This is a genomic window from Alsobacter sp. SYSU BS001988, assembly GCF_054796215.1.
This window is the reverse complement of sequence record NZ_JBTAMK010000013.1, coordinates 106773-123762: the sequence shown is the minus strand read 5'-3', so window position 1 is coordinate 123762 and position 16990 is coordinate 106773. Positions and strand designations below refer to the sequence as shown.

The 16990-nt window shown below is 70.6% G+C and carries 16 protein-coding genes; 10 read left to right on the top strand and 6 right to left on the bottom strand.

Annotated features, from left to right (window positions below; translation table 11 throughout):
• Positions 1-32 precede the first annotated feature (32 nt).
• On the bottom strand, positions 33-1073 hold the full coding sequence (locus ACYVO7_RS19920) for an HpcH/HpaI aldolase/citrate lyase family protein (RefSeq protein ID WP_460451556.1): 1041 nt from the start codon (positions 1071-1073) through the stop codon (positions 33-35).
• 88 nt (positions 1074-1161) lie between these two features.
• A complete protein-coding gene (locus tag ACYVO7_RS19915) occupies positions 1162-2088 on the bottom strand; it encodes a lysophospholipid acyltransferase family protein (RefSeq protein ID WP_460451555.1) in 927 nt (308 codons plus the stop codon).
• 183 nt (positions 2089-2271) lie between these two features.
• Here ACYVO7_RS19915 and ACYVO7_RS19910 point away from each other — a divergent pair, with 183 nt between their 5' ends.
• Complete coding sequence (locus tag ACYVO7_RS19910) at positions 2272-3234, top strand: AEC family transporter (RefSeq protein WP_460451554.1); 963 nt, start codon at positions 2272-2274, stop codon at positions 3232-3234.
• Positions 3235-3327: 93 nt separating this feature from the next.
• On the top strand, positions 3328-4392 hold the full coding sequence (locus tag ACYVO7_RS19905) for a CaiB/BaiF CoA transferase family protein (RefSeq protein WP_460451553.1): 1065 nt from the start codon (positions 3328-3330) through the stop codon (positions 4390-4392).
• A 25-nt stretch (positions 4393-4417) separates the two neighbouring features.
• Here ACYVO7_RS19905 and ACYVO7_RS19900 read toward each other — a convergent pair whose 3' ends face one another.
• The gene (locus ACYVO7_RS19900; RefSeq protein WP_460451552.1) at positions 4418-5656 is read right to left on the bottom strand and encodes a UbiH/UbiF family hydroxylase; all 1239 of its coding nucleotides are present in this window, start codon (positions 5654-5656) and stop codon (positions 4418-4420) included.
• A gap of 217 nt (positions 5657-5873) precedes the next feature.
• On the opposite strand from ACYVO7_RS19900, the gene ACYVO7_RS19895 reads away from it, so the two are divergent.
• The 3 genes from ACYVO7_RS19895 (at position 5874) to ACYVO7_RS19885 (ending at position 8512) form a co-directional block, all read left to right on the top strand.
• Positions 5874-6746, top strand: a complete 873-nt coding sequence (locus ACYVO7_RS19895; protein WP_460451551.1) for a DUF2182 domain-containing protein — start codon at positions 5874-5876, stop codon at positions 6744-6746.
• 204 nt (positions 6747-6950) lie between these two features.
• On the top strand, positions 6951-7676 hold the full coding sequence (locus ACYVO7_RS19890) for a CDP-alcohol phosphatidyltransferase family protein (RefSeq protein WP_460451550.1): 726 nt from the start codon (positions 6951-6953) through the stop codon (positions 7674-7676).
• A 65-nt stretch (positions 7677-7741) separates the two neighbouring features.
• Complete coding sequence (locus ACYVO7_RS19885) at positions 7742-8512, top strand: TerC family protein (protein WP_460451549.1); 771 nt, start codon at positions 7742-7744, stop codon at positions 8510-8512.
• Between the two features lie 6 nt (positions 8513-8518).
• Here ACYVO7_RS19885 and ACYVO7_RS19880 read toward each other — a convergent pair whose 3' ends face one another.
• Positions 8519-10228: a SulP family inorganic anion transporter gene (locus ACYVO7_RS19880; RefSeq protein WP_460451548.1), complete on the bottom strand. Its 1710-nt coding sequence runs from the start codon at positions 10226-10228 to the stop codon at positions 8519-8521.
• A gap of 143 nt (positions 10229-10371) precedes the next feature.
• Between ACYVO7_RS19880 and ACYVO7_RS19875 the strand changes: the two genes are divergently transcribed.
• The 5 genes from ACYVO7_RS19875 (at position 10372) to ACYVO7_RS19855 (ending at position 16189) form a co-directional block, all read left to right on the top strand.
• Positions 10372-11343, top strand: coding sequence for a quinone oxidoreductase family protein (locus ACYVO7_RS19875; RefSeq protein WP_460451547.1), 972 nt, complete (start codon positions 10372-10374; stop codon positions 11341-11343).
• A gap of 163 nt (positions 11344-11506) precedes the next feature.
• Positions 11507-13063 (top strand): ABC transporter ATP-binding protein, encoded by a 1557-nt coding sequence (locus ACYVO7_RS19870; protein WP_460451573.1) that lies wholly within the window; start codon positions 11507-11509, stop codon positions 13061-13063.
• Complete coding sequence (locus ACYVO7_RS19865) at positions 13053-14120, top strand: ABC transporter permease (protein ID WP_460451546.1); 1068 nt, start codon at positions 13053-13055, stop codon at positions 14118-14120. Before ACYVO7_RS19870 ends, ACYVO7_RS19865 begins: the two co-directional genes overlap by 11 nt.
• Position 14121: 1 nt before the next feature.
• Positions 14122-15039, top strand: coding sequence for an ABC transporter permease (locus ACYVO7_RS19860; RefSeq protein ID WP_460451545.1), 918 nt, complete (start codon positions 14122-14124; stop codon positions 15037-15039).
• 79 nt (positions 15040-15118) lie between these two features.
• A complete protein-coding gene (locus tag ACYVO7_RS19855) occupies positions 15119-16189 on the top strand; it encodes a BMP family ABC transporter substrate-binding protein (protein WP_460451544.1) in 1071 nt (356 codons plus the stop codon).
• A gap of 194 nt (positions 16190-16383) precedes the next feature.
• Here ACYVO7_RS19855 and ACYVO7_RS19850 read toward each other — a convergent pair whose 3' ends face one another.
• Together ACYVO7_RS19850 and ACYVO7_RS19845 are read right to left on the bottom strand one after the other, a co-directional pair.
• Positions 16384-16683, bottom strand: a complete 300-nt coding sequence (locus tag ACYVO7_RS19850) for a HigA family addiction module antitoxin (protein WP_406857869.1) — start codon at positions 16681-16683, stop codon at positions 16384-16386.
• Positions 16676-16957 (bottom strand): type II toxin-antitoxin system RelE/ParE family toxin, encoded by a 282-nt coding sequence (locus ACYVO7_RS19845; protein WP_460451543.1) that lies wholly within the window; start codon positions 16955-16957, stop codon positions 16676-16678. Before ACYVO7_RS19845 ends, ACYVO7_RS19850 begins: the two co-directional genes overlap by 8 nt.
• Positions 16958-16990 lie beyond the last annotated feature (33 nt).

The window sequence follows — 16990 nt, the reverse complement described above, 5'->3', positions numbered from 1 at the left end:
AAAACGGCGAGGCGCTTCCAAAGGCAAGATGGTCATAATCCGTAGGCCGCCGCGAGGTCCCTGTCCCCGGCCGCGACCGTGCGGGCGAGGTCGACGATCACCTTGGCCTGTTTCCAGGTGGCGTCGTCCTGCATCTTCCCGTCGATCATCACCGCTCCGCTGCCGTCGGGCATCGCCTCCAGGATGCGCCGGGCGAACAGCACCTCTGCGACGTCGGGGCTGAACACCGCCTTCGCGATGCCGATCTGCGAGGGATGCAACGTCCAGGCGCCGGCGCAGCCGAGCAGGAAGGCGTTGCGGAACTGCGCCTCGCAGGCGGCGGAGTCGGAGAAGTCGCCGAAGGGCCCGTAGAAGGCCTTCAGGCCGTTCGCCGCGCAGGCGTCGACCATCTTGGCGATGGTGTAGTGCCAGAGATCCTGCTGGGCGACGGCGCGCGGCGCGCCCTCCGCCGGATCCGACAGCACCTTGTAGTCGGGGTGGCCGCCGCCGACCCGGGTGGTCTTCATGGCGCGCGAGGCCGCCAGGTCGGCGGGGCCGAGGCTCATGCCGTGCATGCGCGGGGAGGCCGACGCGATGTCGTCGACGTTCTTCACGCCCTCGGCCGTCTCCAGGATGGCGTGGATCAGGATGGGCTTGGCGACCCGGTGCTTGGCCTCCAGCTGGGCCAGCAGCTGGTCGAGATAGTGGATGTCCCAGGGACCCTCGATCTTGGGGGCCATGACGACGTCGAGCTTGTCCCCGACCTCCGCGACGATCCGGGTCAGATCGTCCAGCACCCAGGGGCTGTTCAGCGCGTTGATGCGCGTCCACAGGCCGGTGCGGCCGAAATCATTCGCCTTGGCGAGCGCGATGAAGCCCTCGCGGGCCGCCTCCTTGGCGTCCAGCGGAATCGCGTCCTCCAGATTGCCGAGGACGACGTCCACCTCCTTCAGGAGCTCGGGAACCTTGGCCCGGACCTTCTCGATGTGCGGAGGCACGAAGTGAATCATGCGCTCCAGCCGGACGGGAAGCTCGCGATAGGGCTCGGGCGCCCCGATGGCGAGGGGGCGGTGGAAGTTGCGCGGGAGCTTCATGGGCGTCCTCCGTTCAGGGCTCATCGTGCAGTGCACTACAAGCTCCGTCGAGCCCCCGCCACCCGCCATTCGGCGCAGAGGCGGCGGCTCAGCCCCAGCGCCGGTGTCCCCACATCCACTGGCCGGGATTCTCCCGGATCCAGCTCTCGAATCGGGCGTGGATCAGAGCCGTGACGGCCTCTACGTCCGCGGCGCGGTCCGCCGTGGAGGGGGTCGGGACGACCTCCGCCTCGACGCGGAAACGCGCCCCTTCGAGGCGCACCACCCGGCCGAGGATGAGGGGCGCGCCATGCGAGCGCACCAGCAGGCCCGGGAAGGGGGTGGACGGCGCCGGCCGGCCGAAAAAGGGCACGGAGATTCCCCGCATGTCGCGCAGATCGGCGAGAAGCGCGACCGCGCCGCCGGTGCGCAACACGCGCTTGAGCTGGATGACGGCGTCGCGGCTCTTGCTGAACAGGCCGCGCGGATAGAAGGGTTCGCGCATCCGCGTCACGGCGCGGTCCACGAGGGGATTCTTGAGCCGCTGGTAGACGCCGGCGATCTCGGCGCCCTGGAGCCTGGCCGCGATGCTGGCCACCTCCCAGTTGCCCATGTGGGGAAACGCGACCACGCAGCCCTGGCCGCCCTTCAGGAGGGCTTTCACGTCGTCGCCGACGTCGATGCGCAGGCGCGTCGGGTCGTCCATGATCTCGGCGAGGTGGAACGCCTCCGCGAAGGTGCGCCCCAGCATGTCCCACATCTCGTCGAGGATCCTGGCGCGCTGCTGCGGGCTCAGCTCCGGCATCGAGGCGGCGAGATTGCGGTCGGCGCGGGCGTGGCGGCGCAGATGCGGCGCGACGCTGCGCCAGATCCAGCCGGAGAACCCGGAAGCGACGTCGATGGGCAGCGCCCGGAAGAGCGCGGCGACGATCAGGAAGCCGGCATATTCGAGACGGGTCAGGATTCCGAACGGCCCCAGCATGCCGCCGCGGTCGCGCGTGCGCGCCTCGTGTTCGCTTCGGTCGTCCGCAGCCACTGTCCCGCCCCATCCCGAGGACGTCCGGCTACCACGCATCGCCGGGGATCGGAAGCGTTCTGCGGGCCGCCTCCGCCGCGGCGGTCGGGTCAGGGTTGCGTGGCGGCGCGCCGCTTTTCGTTGACGGTCGGGGCATGGCTCCCCTAAGGCCTCTTCACCGCATCCGCGCAGTCCCGGGACCCCGTGTCGAGCGTCGCATCCCTCGCATCGCCGTTCTTCGGCCTGATCTTCCTCGGCTTCTTCTGCGGCAAGCTGCTGAAGTATCCCGAGGCCGGCCTGCAATGGATGAATTTCTTCATCGTCTATGTCGCGCTGCCCGGCCTCTTCTTCAAACTGATCGCGGCGGCGCCGCTGGACCAGTTGGCCAACTGGTCCTTCGTGGCCGGAACCTCCCTGGCGACGGGGCTCGCCTTCTCGGCCGCCTTCGCGGTCGGCATGCTGGCGACGCGCGGCGATGTCCGGGAATCGGCCGTGCAGGGAGTGGCCGGCGGCTACGCCAATGTCGGCTATATGGGCCCGGGCCTCACCATCGCGGCGCTGGGGCAGGCGGCGATCGTCCCGACCGCCCTGATCTTCGTGTTCGACACGATCCTGCTCTTCACCCTCGTGCCGTTCCTGATGGCGCTGGGCGGCAAGGGCGAGATGAATTGGGGCCAGACCGCCTGGTATGTGGTCAAGCGCGTCGTCACCCACCCGTTCAACATCGCCACCGCCGTCGCGGTCGCGGCGGCCTACGCGCATTTCGAGCCGCCGGTGGCGCTCGACACCATGCTGACCTTCCTGAAGAACGCCGCCGCGCCCTGCGCGCTGTTCACCATGGGGGTGACGGTGGCGCTCAGGCCCGTGCGGCGCATCCCGGCGGAGACGCCGGCGCTTCTCTGCATCAAGCTGCTGCTGCACCCCCTGCTGGCCTGGGTGATCCTGTCCTGGATCGGGAATTTCAGCCGAGAGTGGATGTTCACCGCCGTCCTGATGGCGTCGCTGCCGCCCGCCCTGAACGTCTTCGTCATCGCCAACCAGTACAAGACCTATGTCGAGCGCGCCTCGACCGCGATCCTGCTCGGCACCCTGGCCTCCGTCGCGACCGTCACGACGCTCCTGATCCTGATCGCCGAGGACCGGATCCCGTACGATCTCTTCCCCTGAACCGCCGCCCGGGGTGGTTTCGCCGGACCGCCGGACGAGTACCATGGCCGGGATGGGCCCGCGCCGGAGCGGGCGGGAGCGCCGGGGTCGACCATGCAGCCGCTGTCCGGACTATCGGTCCTTGATTTCTCGACGCTCCTGCCGGGGCCCATGGCGACGCTCATGCTGGCCGAGGCCGGGGCTGACGTGCTCAAGATCGAGCGGCCCGGCGGCGAGGACATGCGCCGGTTCCCGCCCCGGTTCGGCGAGGCCTCGGCCGCCTACGCCGTCCTGAACCGCGGCAAGCGGGTGATCTTCGAGGACCTCAAGGATCCCGGCGCGCTGGAGCGCCTCAGGCCGCGGATCGAGGCCGCCGACGTCCTGGTCGAGCAGTTCCGGCCGGGCGTCATGGAGCGCTTGGGATTCGGCTACGAGGCGCTGAGCCGGATCAATCCGCGGCTGATCTACTGCTCGATCACCGGCTACGGCCAGGACGGGCCGCGGGCCGGCGAAGCGGGCCACGACCTCAACTACCAGGCGGTGACGGGCCTTCTCGGCCTCGCGCCCGGCGGGGCGGAGGCCCCGGCCGTCCCGGCGGCGCTGGCGGCCGACATCGCCGGCGGCTCCATGCCGGCCGTGATCAACATCCTGCTCGCCTTGCGCCAGCGCGACCTGACGGGCGCGGGCTGCCGGCTCGACATCGCCATGGCGGACGCGATGTTCACCTTCGGCTGGCTGGCCCTGGCGCAGGGCCATGCCTCGGGCCGCTTCCCCACGCCGAACGAGGGCATGCTCCATGGGGGGCTGCCCCGCTACGGCGTCTACGCCACCGCCGACGGGCGCTTCCTCGCCGTGGGGGCGCTCGAGGAGAAGTTCTGGACGAGCTTCTGCGACGCGCTGGAGCTGCCGCCCGCGCTCCGCCGGGACCATGTCGACCCGGACGCCACGCGCGCCGCCGTGGCGGCCATCATTCGATCGGAGCCGGCTTCCGCGTGGGCGCGGCGGCTCGGGCCGCTCGATTGCTGCTGCACCGTGGTGGCGAGCCTCGAGGAGGCGCTGGCGGACCCTCATTTCAGGGCGCGGGGACTGTTCGACGCGCAAGTGAGCGAGGCGGGCGGGCGGAGCATCCCGGCCGCCGTCCTGCCGATCGCCCCGGCGTTCCGCCGGGAGGGCGGCTAAAGTCGTCCGCGCCGCATGGCGAGGCTCAGGCCCCCAGCCCCTGGCGCATCACGAAGCGCCGCAGCGGGCCGATGGAGGAGAGCGCCAGCAGGCCGGCGCTGCGGGCGATGTCGACAGGCAGGAAGGCGGCCAGGAGCGACCGGTTGAGGAGGTCCACGGCCGCCGTCCGGGCCCGGACGTCGAGCGCCCGCTTGCGGTCGAAGGCGGCCAGACGCTCCGGCGCGCCGGGATCTCCCCCGACCGGACCCACCGCCCGGGCGAGGTCCGCCACGTCGCGAAGGCCCAGATTGAGCCCCTGCGCGCCGATCGGCGGGAAGACGTGCGCCGCTTCCCCGACGATGACGCAGCGGCGCCCGGAGAAGCCCTCCACCGCCATGCCGGACATCGGAACCACGCCGCGCGGGCCATCCACCGTCATGGGCCCGAGCATGGAGCGGCATTGCTTCTCCGCCGCGAGGGCGAACTCCGGATCGCTCAGCCCCGCCAGCGCGCGGGCGCGTTCGGGGGCGGCCAGCCAGACCAGGCTGGACCGGCGCCCCGCCATGGGCACCAGGGTGAACGGCCCTTCGCGCGTGTGGAACTCGGTCGACGCGTCCTTGTGCGGACGCGCATGGGACAGGATGGCCGTCAGGGCGGTCTGGGGGTAGCTCCAGCTGCGCTCGTGCAGCCCCGCCGCGGCGCGCACGACCGAGTCGCGCCCGTCCGCCCCGACCACGAGGTCGGCCTCGATCGTCGCGCCCGAGAGCAGGGCCAGTTCCGCCCGGTCGTCGCCGAGGCGCACCGAGGCGACGGCGTCGTCGATCCGGGTCAGGCCCGGGACCCTGGACGCCTCCTCGGCCAGCGCCTGCGTGAGCGCCGCCGATACGATGTTCTGCCCGAAGGCGTCGAGCCCGATCTCGCCCGCATGGAAACTGACGGGCGGGGCCCGCAGGAGGCCGCCCGTGTCGTCCACGATCGTCAGGACCGCCAGCGGCGAGGCGAGGGGCTCCAGCGCGTCCCATGCGCCGATCGCCATGAGGAACTGCAGCGAGCCTTCCATGAGGGCGACGGTGCGCCCGTCGGGGCGCGCGCCCGTCGGGCCGACCAGGGCCACCTCCCAGCCCGCCTTGGCGAGCGCGATGGCGGCGGCGAGCCCCACCGCGCCGGCGCCGACCACGGCGATCTCCGCCCGGCGCCGCCCGGTCGGCTCCGCGCCGGGCGCCGACGGCCCCGCGCCGGGCGCTGACGTCCCCGCAAGGGGCTGGTCTGCTGGAGGTCCGTTCATGTCCGCGCTCTTTCCATGCCGCAGCGATTCATCAGGCCGCGCTGGCCCTGGTCAAGGCCGCATTGCGGCGCGGGACCATGATCAGGGTCAACGCGCCGCCGGACGCCGGCCTCTAGATTGCGCGCAGGCTCGACCGCGCCATGCGGCGCATCGCAGCGGGCCGGGATCGGTGTTTGTCCGCATTGCCCAGCGAGCGGCCCAGGAGCTTTCTACCCCCGTGACCCCAGCGCCGCTCCTCCAGTCCGCGCCGGCCCGCCCCGAGCCTCTCGCCGGCGGGGCCGCCTCCCGGCCCGCCGCGACGACTGCGGCGGCAGTGGCCGTGCTGACGCTCGCCGCCTGGGGCGCGCTGCTGGCCGAAGCCTTCCGGGCGGGAGCCGGCGCCGACGCCCTCCTGAGCGCGATCTGCCGCCCCACGGCGCTGGACGGCGGCGCCGGCGGCCCGGTCCTGGCCGGGTTCGGCGCCTCCGCGGCGCTCTGGTCGGTCATGACCGTCGCCATGATGCTGCCGACCGCCGCGCCCATGGCTCTCGCCTATGCGGGGATCGTCGAGCGCCGCAGCCGCGACGGACAGCGCAGCGCGTCGCCCCTCGCCGTCCTCGCCGGCTATCTGGCCGTCTGGATCGCGGTCGCGATCCTGGCCGCGCTCGCGCAGACCGTCCTCGCCGGCCTGGCGTCCCGGCTGGCCCTGCCGCCTGACGCCGCCGGCGTGCTGGCCGGCTTCGCCATCGGGGCGGCGGGCCTCTACCAGTTCAGCGACTGGAAGGACCGCTGCCTCGCCGTGTGCCGGCGTCCGGACCGCGAACTGGAGCGCGGGGCCGGAGCGTCGCTCCTCTCCGGCCTTCGCCTGGGCGTCGAGCAGGGCCGGGCCTGCCTCGGCTGCTGCGCCGCCACGATGGGGCTGATGCTGCTCGCCGGGTCCATGAACCTGCTCTGGATGGCGGCGCTGGCCTCGCTCGCCACCGTCGAGAAGATGACGCCCGGCCGCGCCGTCCCGCGCGCCGTCGGGGCGGGGCTGATCGCCGCCGGCCTGGCCGTCGCGGTCTCGGCGGTGGGGCCGGAGGCGGTCCTTCGCGCCCTGTCCGGGCGTTGAAGCGACGGGCCACGCCGGCGGCTTGCGCCGATTCAACCGTGTGCAACCGGGTCCCCCACTGGCCAGAACTCGTGCGGTGATGTTTTATCGCCCACGGTTCCCGTTCGTCGTCAGGCCGCTTGCCGAGGAACCATGACCACGGGCCGCCCATTCGGGCCGGCCCTGCCTGGGATCGGTGTGCGAAGCGTGGAACAAGAAGCGACCGTGGAAAATCGGGGGAAACGAAGCTTCGCAGAACGGCTGCCCGCCTATTGCGTCCATTTCTTCACCGCCTCGGGCGGCGCGCTCGCCTTCCTGGCGCTGTTGGCGACCGTGGACGGCCAGCATGCCGCAGCCTTCGGCTGGCTCGGCCTCGCTTTGATCGTGGACGGGATCGACGGCACCATCGCGCGCGCCCTGCATGTGCGCGACCGCCTGCCCAACATCTCCGGCGACGTCCTCGACCTGGTGATCGACTTCACCACCTATGTGTTCGTCCCGGCCGCCATCCTGGTGTTCTGCCAGATCTGGTCGCGCGAGATCGCCATCCTGTGGGCGGTGGTGATCATCGTGTCGGCGGCGCTCTATTTCGCCGACCTGCGCATGAAGACGCCGGACAACTGGTTCGCAGGCTTCCCCGCCGTGTGGAACGTCGTCGCGTTCTATCTCGTCGTCTACGCCCCGCCGGCCTGGATCGCGTCGGCGGTGATCCTGGTCGCGGCCGTGGGGCAGGCGCTGCCCATCGTGTTCGTCCACCCGTTCCGGGTGCGGCAGCTGAAGCCGCTCACCTTGCTGATGTCGGCCGTCTGGGCGGTCGCCGGATTCGTGGCCGTGGCCGAGAAACTGAGCCCGGACCGCATCACCCATGCGGTCCTTTTGATCTGCGCCCTCTATTTTGCGGGGCTGGGCCTGTTGCGCAAACGGCCGGCCGGCCCCATCTCGCCCCATTGAACCCGCCCGCCGCAGGGCATGCCCTGCCGCGAGGCGCCTGAACTCGCCTGAAAGGACGCGACGGAATGCTGGACTGGCTGACGGACCCCGCCGGCTGGGCCGCCCTGCTCACGCTCACCGCCATGGAGATCGTGCTGGGCATCGACAACGTCGTGTTCATCTCGGTGCTGGTGGCCCGGCTTCCCGAGGAGCAGGCCAAGCGGGCGAGGGCGATCGGGCTGCTCCTGGCGCTGGTGTTCCGCATCCTGCTCCTGTCGCTGCTCACCTGGATCATCGGGCTGACGAAGCCCGTGTTGACGGTCTTCGAGCTCGGCCTCTCCTGGCGCGACCTGATCCTGCTCGGCGGCGGCGGCTTTCTGGTCGCCAAGGCGACGCATGAGATCCACGCCGGGCTGGAGGGCGATCACGACGAGGCTCAGAAGGGAGCGGCGCCCCGGGCCTTCATGGCCGCGATCATGCAGATCGCGCTGGTCGACCTGGTGTTCTCCATCGACTCCATCGTCACGGCGATCGGCATGGCCGACAACCTGTCGATCATGGTGGCGGCGGTGCTGCTCTCCATGATCGTGATGTATGTGGCCTCGGGTCCCGTCTCGGCCTTCATCGCCGCCCATCCCACCACCAAGATGCTGGCCCTGGCCTTCCTGATCCTGATCGGCGCCTCGCTCTGCGCGGAGGCCACGGGCTTCCACCTGCCGCGCGGCTACATCTACGCCGCCATGGCCTTCTCGGCCTGCGTGGAGATGATCAACATCACGGCCGCGCGCCGGCGCAAGGCGGCCCGGATGGCGCAGGCCGCCAAGGCCGAGAAGCAGCCGGTGGGCAGCGAGGGCTGACGCCGTCTAGGCCGCCGCCTTCGCGGCGCTGCGCGCCTTGGCCTCGTCCAGCGTGTCGACATAGACGATGAGCGGCTCGCCCGCGCCATGCTCGGCCAGAACCCGGCGCACGGCGGGCCGCGCCGCGACCGCGTAGACCTGCGCGCCCTTGCGGGCGGCCTTCTCGGCGAAGCTGCGCAGCGAGCGCGCCGCCGTCGAGTCGGCGAAGGGCACGCCGCCGAGGTCCAGCGCGAAGGCCTTCGGGGTTTCGCCGATGCGGTCCAGCACGGCCGCCACCTCCGACGCCGCCCCGAAGAAGAACGGCCCCGCGATCCGGTAGGCGATCACGTCCGATCCGTTGGCGAGCCCCAGATAGGCGCCGCGCGGGTCCAGGCTGTCGGGCTGGTCGTCATCGAGCAGGTCCGTATGGGTCTCGATGCTGACGAGCTCGGCCATGCGATGCATGAACAGCACCGCGCCCAGCACGACGCCGACCGCGATCGCCTCGGTGAGGTCGCGGAACACGGTGAGCAGGAAGGTCGCCAGCAGCACCAGCCCATCGCCCCGGGAGTGGCGCAGGATGGCGACGAACTCGGCCTTCTCGGCCATGTTCCAGCTGACGACGGCCAGCACCGCGGCGAGCGAGGCCAGCGGGATATAGGCCGCGAGCGGCGCGGCCAGGAGCATCAGAAGCAGCAGGAACGCCGCGTGCAACATCCCGGCGACCGGGCCCCTGGCGCCCGCCCGCACATTCGTGGCGGTGCGGGCGATCGTGCCGGTGACGCATAGGCCGCCGAACAGAGCCGAGGCGACGTTGCCGACGCCCTGCGCGACCAGCTCGCAATTCGAGCGGTGGCGGCGGCCGCTCATGCCGTCGGCGACCACGGCCGAGAGCAGCGATTCGATGCCGCCCAGGAGCGCGAAGGTGATCGCGTCCGGCAGGACGGCCGCGATCCTCTCGAGCGAGATCGGCGGCAGGGCCGGGGAGGGCAGGGAGCTCGGGACGCCGCCGAACTTCGACCCGATCGTCTCCACCGGCAAGCCGGCGCGCGCCAGCGCCGCAGAGGCGAGCGACGCCGCCGCGATGGCGATGAGAAAGCCGGGCCAATGCGGCCGGACCCGCCTCAGCAGCAGGATCAGGCCGATGGACAGCGCCGTGATCGCCAGGGCGCCGGGGCTCGCGGTGGGCAGCGCAGCCCCGATCGCCTGGACCTTGGGCAGGAACGCGGCGGGCTCGCGGCCCGGCAGCGTGAGCCCCAGCAGGTCCGTGACCTGGCTCGCGAAGATGATCGCCGCGATGCCGCTGGTGAAGCCCACCGTCACCGGGTGGGGGATGTACTTGATGTAGGCGCCGAGCCGCAGGAACCCGATCGCGATGAGGATCAGGCCGGCCAGCATGGTCGCGAGCAGGAAGCCGTCGAACCCGTGCCGCTCGATGGCGGCCGCCACCACCACGATGAAGGCCCCGGCGGGGCCGCCGATCTGGAACCGGCTCCCGCCCAGGGCCGAGACCAGGAAGCCGCCTACGATGGCGGCGTACAGCCCCCGGTCGGGCGTCGCGCCGCTGGCCTTGGCGATCGCCATCGAGAGGGGCAGGGCGACCATCGCCACCGTGAAGCCCGCCAGCGCATCGGCCCGGAAAGCCTTCGCGCCATAGCCCTCGCGCAGGACGGTGACGAGCTTGGGAGTGAAGAGTTCGGCGAAACTCGGCCGGGCGCGCCGTGGGGAGGACGTCATCGGATGCAGGATCCAGGTCAGCCGCGCGGGTCCGCGCCGTCTAAAAATACGTATGGACGATGTGAAATCATGGCAGAGTCGAAGGCGGTTGCCGAGTCCGGTCATCTCCTTAAGATGCGCCTGAAAACGCGAAGGGACGATGCATGGTCAAGGCGGTCAGGGTTCACAAGGTGGGTGGTCCGGAGGCGATGGTCTATGAGGACGTCGATCTGCCGGCGCCGGGTCCGGGCGAGGTGCGGGTGCGCCACCGGGCGATCGGACTGAACTACATCGACGTGTACGACCGGACCGGAGCCTATCCGGCGCAGACCCCGTTCATCCCGGGCAGCGAAGCCTCCGGCGACGTGACGGCCGTGGGCGACGGCGTGACCGAGTTCCGGCCGGGCGACCGCGTCGCCTATGTGGCGCGCCTCGGCGGCTACGCCGAGGAGCGGAACGTGCCCGCCAAGGTGCTGGTGAAGATGCCTGACGCCATCTCGTACGAGACCGGCGCGGCCATGATGCTGAAGGGCCTCACGGCCCAGTATCTCCTGCGCCGCACCTACAGGGTGCAGCCCGGCGACACGATCCTGATCCATGCAGCGGCCGGCGGCGTCGGCCTCATCGCGTCGCAATGGGGGGCGCATCTCGGCGCCACCGTGATCGGAACGGTGGGGAGCGCCGACAAGGCCGAACTCGCCAAGGCGAACGGCTGCCATCACGCGATTCTCTACCGCGAGGAGGATTTTGTCGCCCGGGTGGCCGAGATCACCGGCGGCAAGAAGTGCCACGTCGTCTATGACGGCATCGGCAAGGCGACCTTCCCGGGCTCCCTGGACTGCCTGCGGCCCCTGGGCATGTTCGTCAGCTTCGGCAGCGCCTCCGGGCCCATCGACGCCTTCAACATCGGCATATTGGCCCAGAAGGGCTCGCTGTTCGCGACCCGTCCGACGCTCTTCACCTATGCGGCGGAGCGGACGGACCTGCTAGCCATGTGCGAGGACCTGTTCTCGGTGATCGCCTCCGGGGCCGTGAAGATCCCGGTCAGCCAGACATTCGCGCTCAAAGATGCGGCAGACGCCCACCGGGCGCTCGAAGGGCGCGAGACGACCGGGGCCACGATCCTCATCCCGTAACAGCCGGGGCGAGGCGGAAAAGCTGGGCGAAACCGCAGGTTAGCCGTTGCGGGGCCGCCGCGACCCGGTCCAAAATCCGTGCAGGGCCGCCTCAAGCGGGACAGTGGCGCCCGACCTGCATGGGCTCCCCAGAAGAGCCGCAGGAGACGTGCGAGGGGTAGCGATGGCGGGCGGGGTGGATCAGGACGGCCCGGCGGGCGAGCCGCCGCTCGTGAGCCTGCGCGGCATCGTGAAGCGGTTCGGGACCCTGACCGCCAACGACCATGTCGATCTCGACATCCGCGCCGGCGAGATCCATGCGCTGCTGGGCGAGAACGGCGCCGGCAAGTCGACGCTGGTCAAGATCCTGTTCGGCCTCCTGCAGCCCAACGAGGGCGAGATCCGCTGGCAGGGCCAGCCCGTGACGCTGGCCAATCCGGAGGACGCCGGCCGGCTCGGCATCGGCATGGTGTTCCAGCACTTCTCGCTGTTCGACAACCTGACCGTGGCCGAGAACATCGCGGTGGCCCTGCCCAAGGGCGAGGACATGCGCTCCATCGCGGCCCGCATCGCCTCGGTCGGCGAGCGCTACGGCCTCGCGCTGGAGCCCGGCCGGCCGGTCTGGACGCTGTCGGCCGGCGAGCGCCAGCGCATCGAGATCGTCCGGGCGCTGCTGCGCGAGCCGCGGCTCCTGATCCTCGACGAGCCCACCTCGGTGCTCACCCCGCAGGAGGCCGACACCCTCTTCGTCACGCTGGAGAAGCTCGCGGCCGGCGGCTGCGGCCTCCTCTACATCACCCATCGGCTGGAGGAGGTGAAGCGGCTCTGCAGCGGCGCTACCGTGATGCGCGCCGGAAAGGTCGTGGCCGCCTGCGATCCGCGCCAGGAGAGCGTGCGGCGCCTCGCCAGCCTCATGGTCGGCTCGGAGGTGATGGAGGTCCGCGCCGCCGCCGCGCACCAGCTCGGGCCCGTGCGCTTCGAGCTGAACGCGCTGTCGCTGGCGCCGGACGAGATCCACGGCGTCGCGATGAAAGGCGTCGACCTCGCGGTGCGGGGCGGCGAGATCGTCGGGGTGGCGGGCGTCGCCGGCAACGGCCAGGCGGAGCTCTTCGCCGCCATGTCGGGCGAGTCCCGGGCCGAGACCGCCGACGCCGTGCGCATCGACGGCGTCGACGTGGGCCGCGACGACATCGACGCGCGGCGCCGGCGCAAGGCGGCCTTCGTGCCCGAGGAGCGCAACGGCCACGCCGCGGCGCCGCGGCTCACCTTGTCCGAGAACGTCGTGCTGTCGCGCCACGCCACCGGCGGCGTCGCCCGCAACGGGCTGGTGGATGCGGCCGCCGCGAAGGCGGTCGCGGCCGAGATCATCCGGGTCTTCGACGTTCGCAAGGGCAGGGTGGATCCGCCCGCCGGCACGCTCTCGGGCGGAAACCTGCAGAAATTCGTGGTCGGGCGCGAGATCCTGCGCGAGCCCGGCGTGCTGATCGTCAACCAGCCGACCTGGGGCGTGGACGCCGGCGCGGCCGCGACCATCCGGCAGGCGCTGATCGACCTCGCGGCGCGGGGGGCGGCCGTGGTGGTGATCAGCCAGGACCTCGACGAGATCTTCGCCATCGCGGACCGCATCGCGGTGATCCATGACGGCCATCTGTCGGCGACCTACCCGGCGCGCGAGATCGATCGCGAGAAGATCGGCCTGCTGATGGCCGGCACGGCCGAGGAGCGCCCCCATGCGGCTTGAACTCGTCCCGCGCGGGGACGTCTCGCCCTGGGCTCGCGTGCTCGCGCCGGTGGCGGCCGTGATCGCGGCCGTGCTGATCGGCGGCGTCGTGATCGCCATCATGGGCCGCTCGCCGGCCGCCGCCTTCCAGGTCTACTTCGTCGACACGCTGTCGGAGAGCTGGGGCCTGCAGGAGATGGCCGTGAAGGCCACGCCGCTGCTGATCATCGCGGTCGGGCTCTCCTTCTGCTTCCGGGCCAGCCTCTGGAACATTGGCGCGGAGGGCCAGTTCATCATCGGCGCGCTGGTCGGCTCCATCCTGCCGCTCTACACGGCGGGCTCCGGCGCGGGCTTCTGGGTCATCCCGCTGGCGCTCGTCATGGGCGCGCTCGGCGGGCTCGCCTATGCGATGATTCCGGCGCTGCTGCGCGTGGCCTTCGGCGTCAGCGAGATCCTGACCAGCCTGATGCTGGTCTATGTCGCCGACCTGGTGCTCGACTATCTCGTGCGCGGCCCCTGGCGCGACCCCAAGGGCTTCAACTTCCCCCAGACGGTGAATTTCGACGCCACGCTACCGTTTCTGGCCGACGGCGGCCGGCTTCACGCCGGCGTGCTGCTGGGGCCCGTGCTGGTGCTTGTCGCGTGGTTCGTGATCAGCCGCACCCTGTTCGGCTTCGGCGTGCGCGTCGCCGGCGAAGCCCCCAAGGCGGCGCGGTTCGCCGGCTTCGACGCGAACCGCATGGTGCTGGCCGCCTTCGCGATCTCGGGCGCGGCGGCAGGGCTCGCGGGCGTGCTCGAAGTCCTGGGGCAGATCGGCCAGCTCAAGCCGGGCATCTCCTCGGGCTACGGCTTCACGGCCATCACGGTGGCGTTCCTCGGCCGCCTCCATCCGCTCGGCATGGTGTTCGGCGCGCTTGTGGTGGCGTTAACGGTGATCGGCGGCGAGAGCGCGCAGATCGCCCTGAAGCTGCCGCTGGACCTCACCCGCACCTTCCAGGGCGTGCTCCTGATGTGCGTGCTGGCGGCCGACGCGCTGGTGTCCTACCGCGTGCGGATCGTCACCATGGCGAGGGCCTGAGATGGACATCTGGCAGGCCGTCTTCATCACGGTGATCACCGCGGCCACGCCGCTGCTCATCGCCGCCCTGGGCGAACTCGTGGTGGAGCGGGCTGGCGTGCTCAATCTCGGCATCGAGGGCATGATGGCGGTGGGCGCCGCCTGCGGCTTCGCGGCCGCCACGCTGAGCGGCTCGTCCGCGCTGGGCGTCCTCGCCGCGGTGGCGGCGGGCGTGGCGCTCTCGGCGGTGTTCGCGCTGCTGACGCTCGGGCTCGCCACCAACCAGGTCGCGACCGGGCTGGCGCTCACCATCGTGGGCCTCGGCCTGTCCGGGCTCATCGGCGCCGGCTTCGTCGGCACGAGCCGCGAGGCGATCCCGGCCATCCGCATTCCGGGCCTGACGGAGCTTCCGGGCGTCGGGCGCCTGCTCTTCGGCGAGGACCCCTTCGTCTACCTCTCGCTCGCGCTCGCGGGCGCGGTGCTGTGGTTCCTCGGCCGGAGCCGCGCGGGGCTGACGCTGCGCTCCATCGGCGAGAACCACACCTCGGCGCACTGGCTCGGCCTGCCGGTGATGCAGGTGCGCCTGCTCGCGATTCTGTTCGGCGGCGGCTGCGCCGGGCTGGCGGGCGCCTATCTGTCGCTCGTCTACACGCCCTTCTGGTCGCCTGGCATGACGGCCGGCCGCGGCTGGATCGCGCTGGCGCTGGTGGTCTTCGCCTCCTGGAAGCCGCTGCGCGTGCTGTTCGGCGCCTACCTCTTCGGCGGCGCGACGGTGCTGCAGCTGCACGCCCAGGCGGCCTCCTTGGGCTTCCCCTCGCAGGTGATGTCGGCCTTCCCCTATGTGGCGACCATCGTGGCGCTGGTGATCATGTCGGCGGGGCGTCGCAAGGCGGCCGCCGCGCCGGGGTCGCTGGGGACGTCCTTCGTGCCGGATCGCTGATCCGATTGATGTTTTCGGGAAGGATCGGGTCGGGTACGGTCCAACCTGCTTATTGATTACCCGGGGAGTGGAGACGAGAATGCGCACATTGTTCAAGGTCGCCGGCGCGATTGCGGTCGCGGCCGGGCTGGCCACGCCGGCCGCCGCCGCCGACAAACTCAAGGTCGGCTTCATCTATGTCGGCCCGATCGGCGACTTCGGCTACAGCTACCAGCACAACCAGGGCCGTCTCGCGGTCGAGAAGGCGCTCGGCGACAAGGTCGAGACCACCTTCCTGGAGAACGTGCCGGAGGCCGACTCCGAGCGCTCCATCGAGCAGCTCGCCCGCACTGGCCACAAGCTGATCTTCACGACCTCATTCGGCTTCATGGAGCCGACCGTCAAGGTGGCGAAAAAGTACCCCAACGTGCTGTTCGAGCACGCCACCGGCTACAAGCGCGACAAGAACCTGGCGACCTACTCGGCCAAGTTCCACGAAGGCCGCTACGTGCAGGGCGTCATCGCCGGCAAGCTGACGAAGTCGAACACCATCGGCTACGTCGCCTCGTTCCCGATCCCCGAGGTGGTGTCGGGCATCAACGCCTTCATGCTGGGCGCGCAATCCGTGAACCCGGCCATCAAGGTCAAGATCGTCTGGGCCAACACCTGGTTCGACCCCGGCAAGGAAGCCGACGCCGCGAAGGCGCTGCTCGACCAGGGCGCGGACATCATCACCCAGCACACGGACAGCCCGGCGCCGCTGCAGCAGGCTGAGAGCCGCGGCAAGCTCGCCTTCGGGCAGGCCTCCGACATGATCCGCTTCGCCCCCAAGGCGACGCTGACCTCCATCGTCGACAACTGGAACGACTACTACGTGGCCCGCGTGAAGGCCGCGCTGGACGGAACCTGGAAGTCCGAGGACACCTGGGGCGGCTTTGCGGCCAACATGGTCAACATGGCCCCCTTCACCAACATGCCCGACGACGTGAAGAAGCTGGCCGCCGACACCGAGGCCGCCATCAAGTCCGGCGCGCTGAACCCGTTCAAGTGCCCGGTCGTCGACCAGGACGGCAAGACGGTGGAGTGCAAGGGCGGCGCGAACCTGTCCGACGAGCAGGTGCTCGGCATGGCCTTCTACGTGAAGGGCATCGACGACAAGCTGCCGAAGTAAGCGGGCGTTTCCCCGGAGGCGATCCGCTCGCCTCCGGGTGCAACCGTGGTGCTCGGTTTTGCACGCCGCTGGCCCGCGGGTCCCAGGCGCATCATTCCACCATGTGGAAACGGGTTGGTGGAACGCGATGATGTTTGTTCGAGGAGCTGGAACGGCCGACCTGGTGCAGACAGGTCGTCCAGCGCTATTGCGGCCTATGCGGCGCTGAGCGTCGGAATGGCGGACACGTCCATTTGCTGGGCCCGCCATTCGTCATGCGCGGCTTGCATGCGGAGCCAAAGCCCCGGGCCATTCCCAAACAATTTGCCGAGGCGCGCGGCCAGTTCAGCCGTGACGCTCTGCTCTTCCCGCAGCAGACGATACAAGGTCTCGCGCGAGATCCCGAGAAGCGCCGCGATCTCCGTCTTCGACTTCGCGACCGCAGGAAGGATGTCTTCCCGCAGCAGCGCGCCCGGATGGGTGGGGCAACGGCCGGGCGACCTCACGCTAGCCATGGTAGTCCTCCAGATCGATGTCCGTCGCCATTCCACCTTCGAGCGCGAACGTTATTCGCCAGTTGCGAGAGACGGTTACGGCGAAGCGTCCCTTCATGTCCCCCGTAAGCGCGTGAAAGCCCAATCCTGGCAGGTTCAATTCGGCCGCGGCCTCCGCCTGATCCAAGGCGTCCAGAATGCGCCCGACGCGCGCAAGCCAATCCGGCCTGAGGCCGCGCGTGCGGCCGTCTTCCCAGAATTGTCGCAACGTCTTCGAGCGAAAATGGCCAATCACAATGGCCAGAGCATGCAGAGCTCAATCAGATCT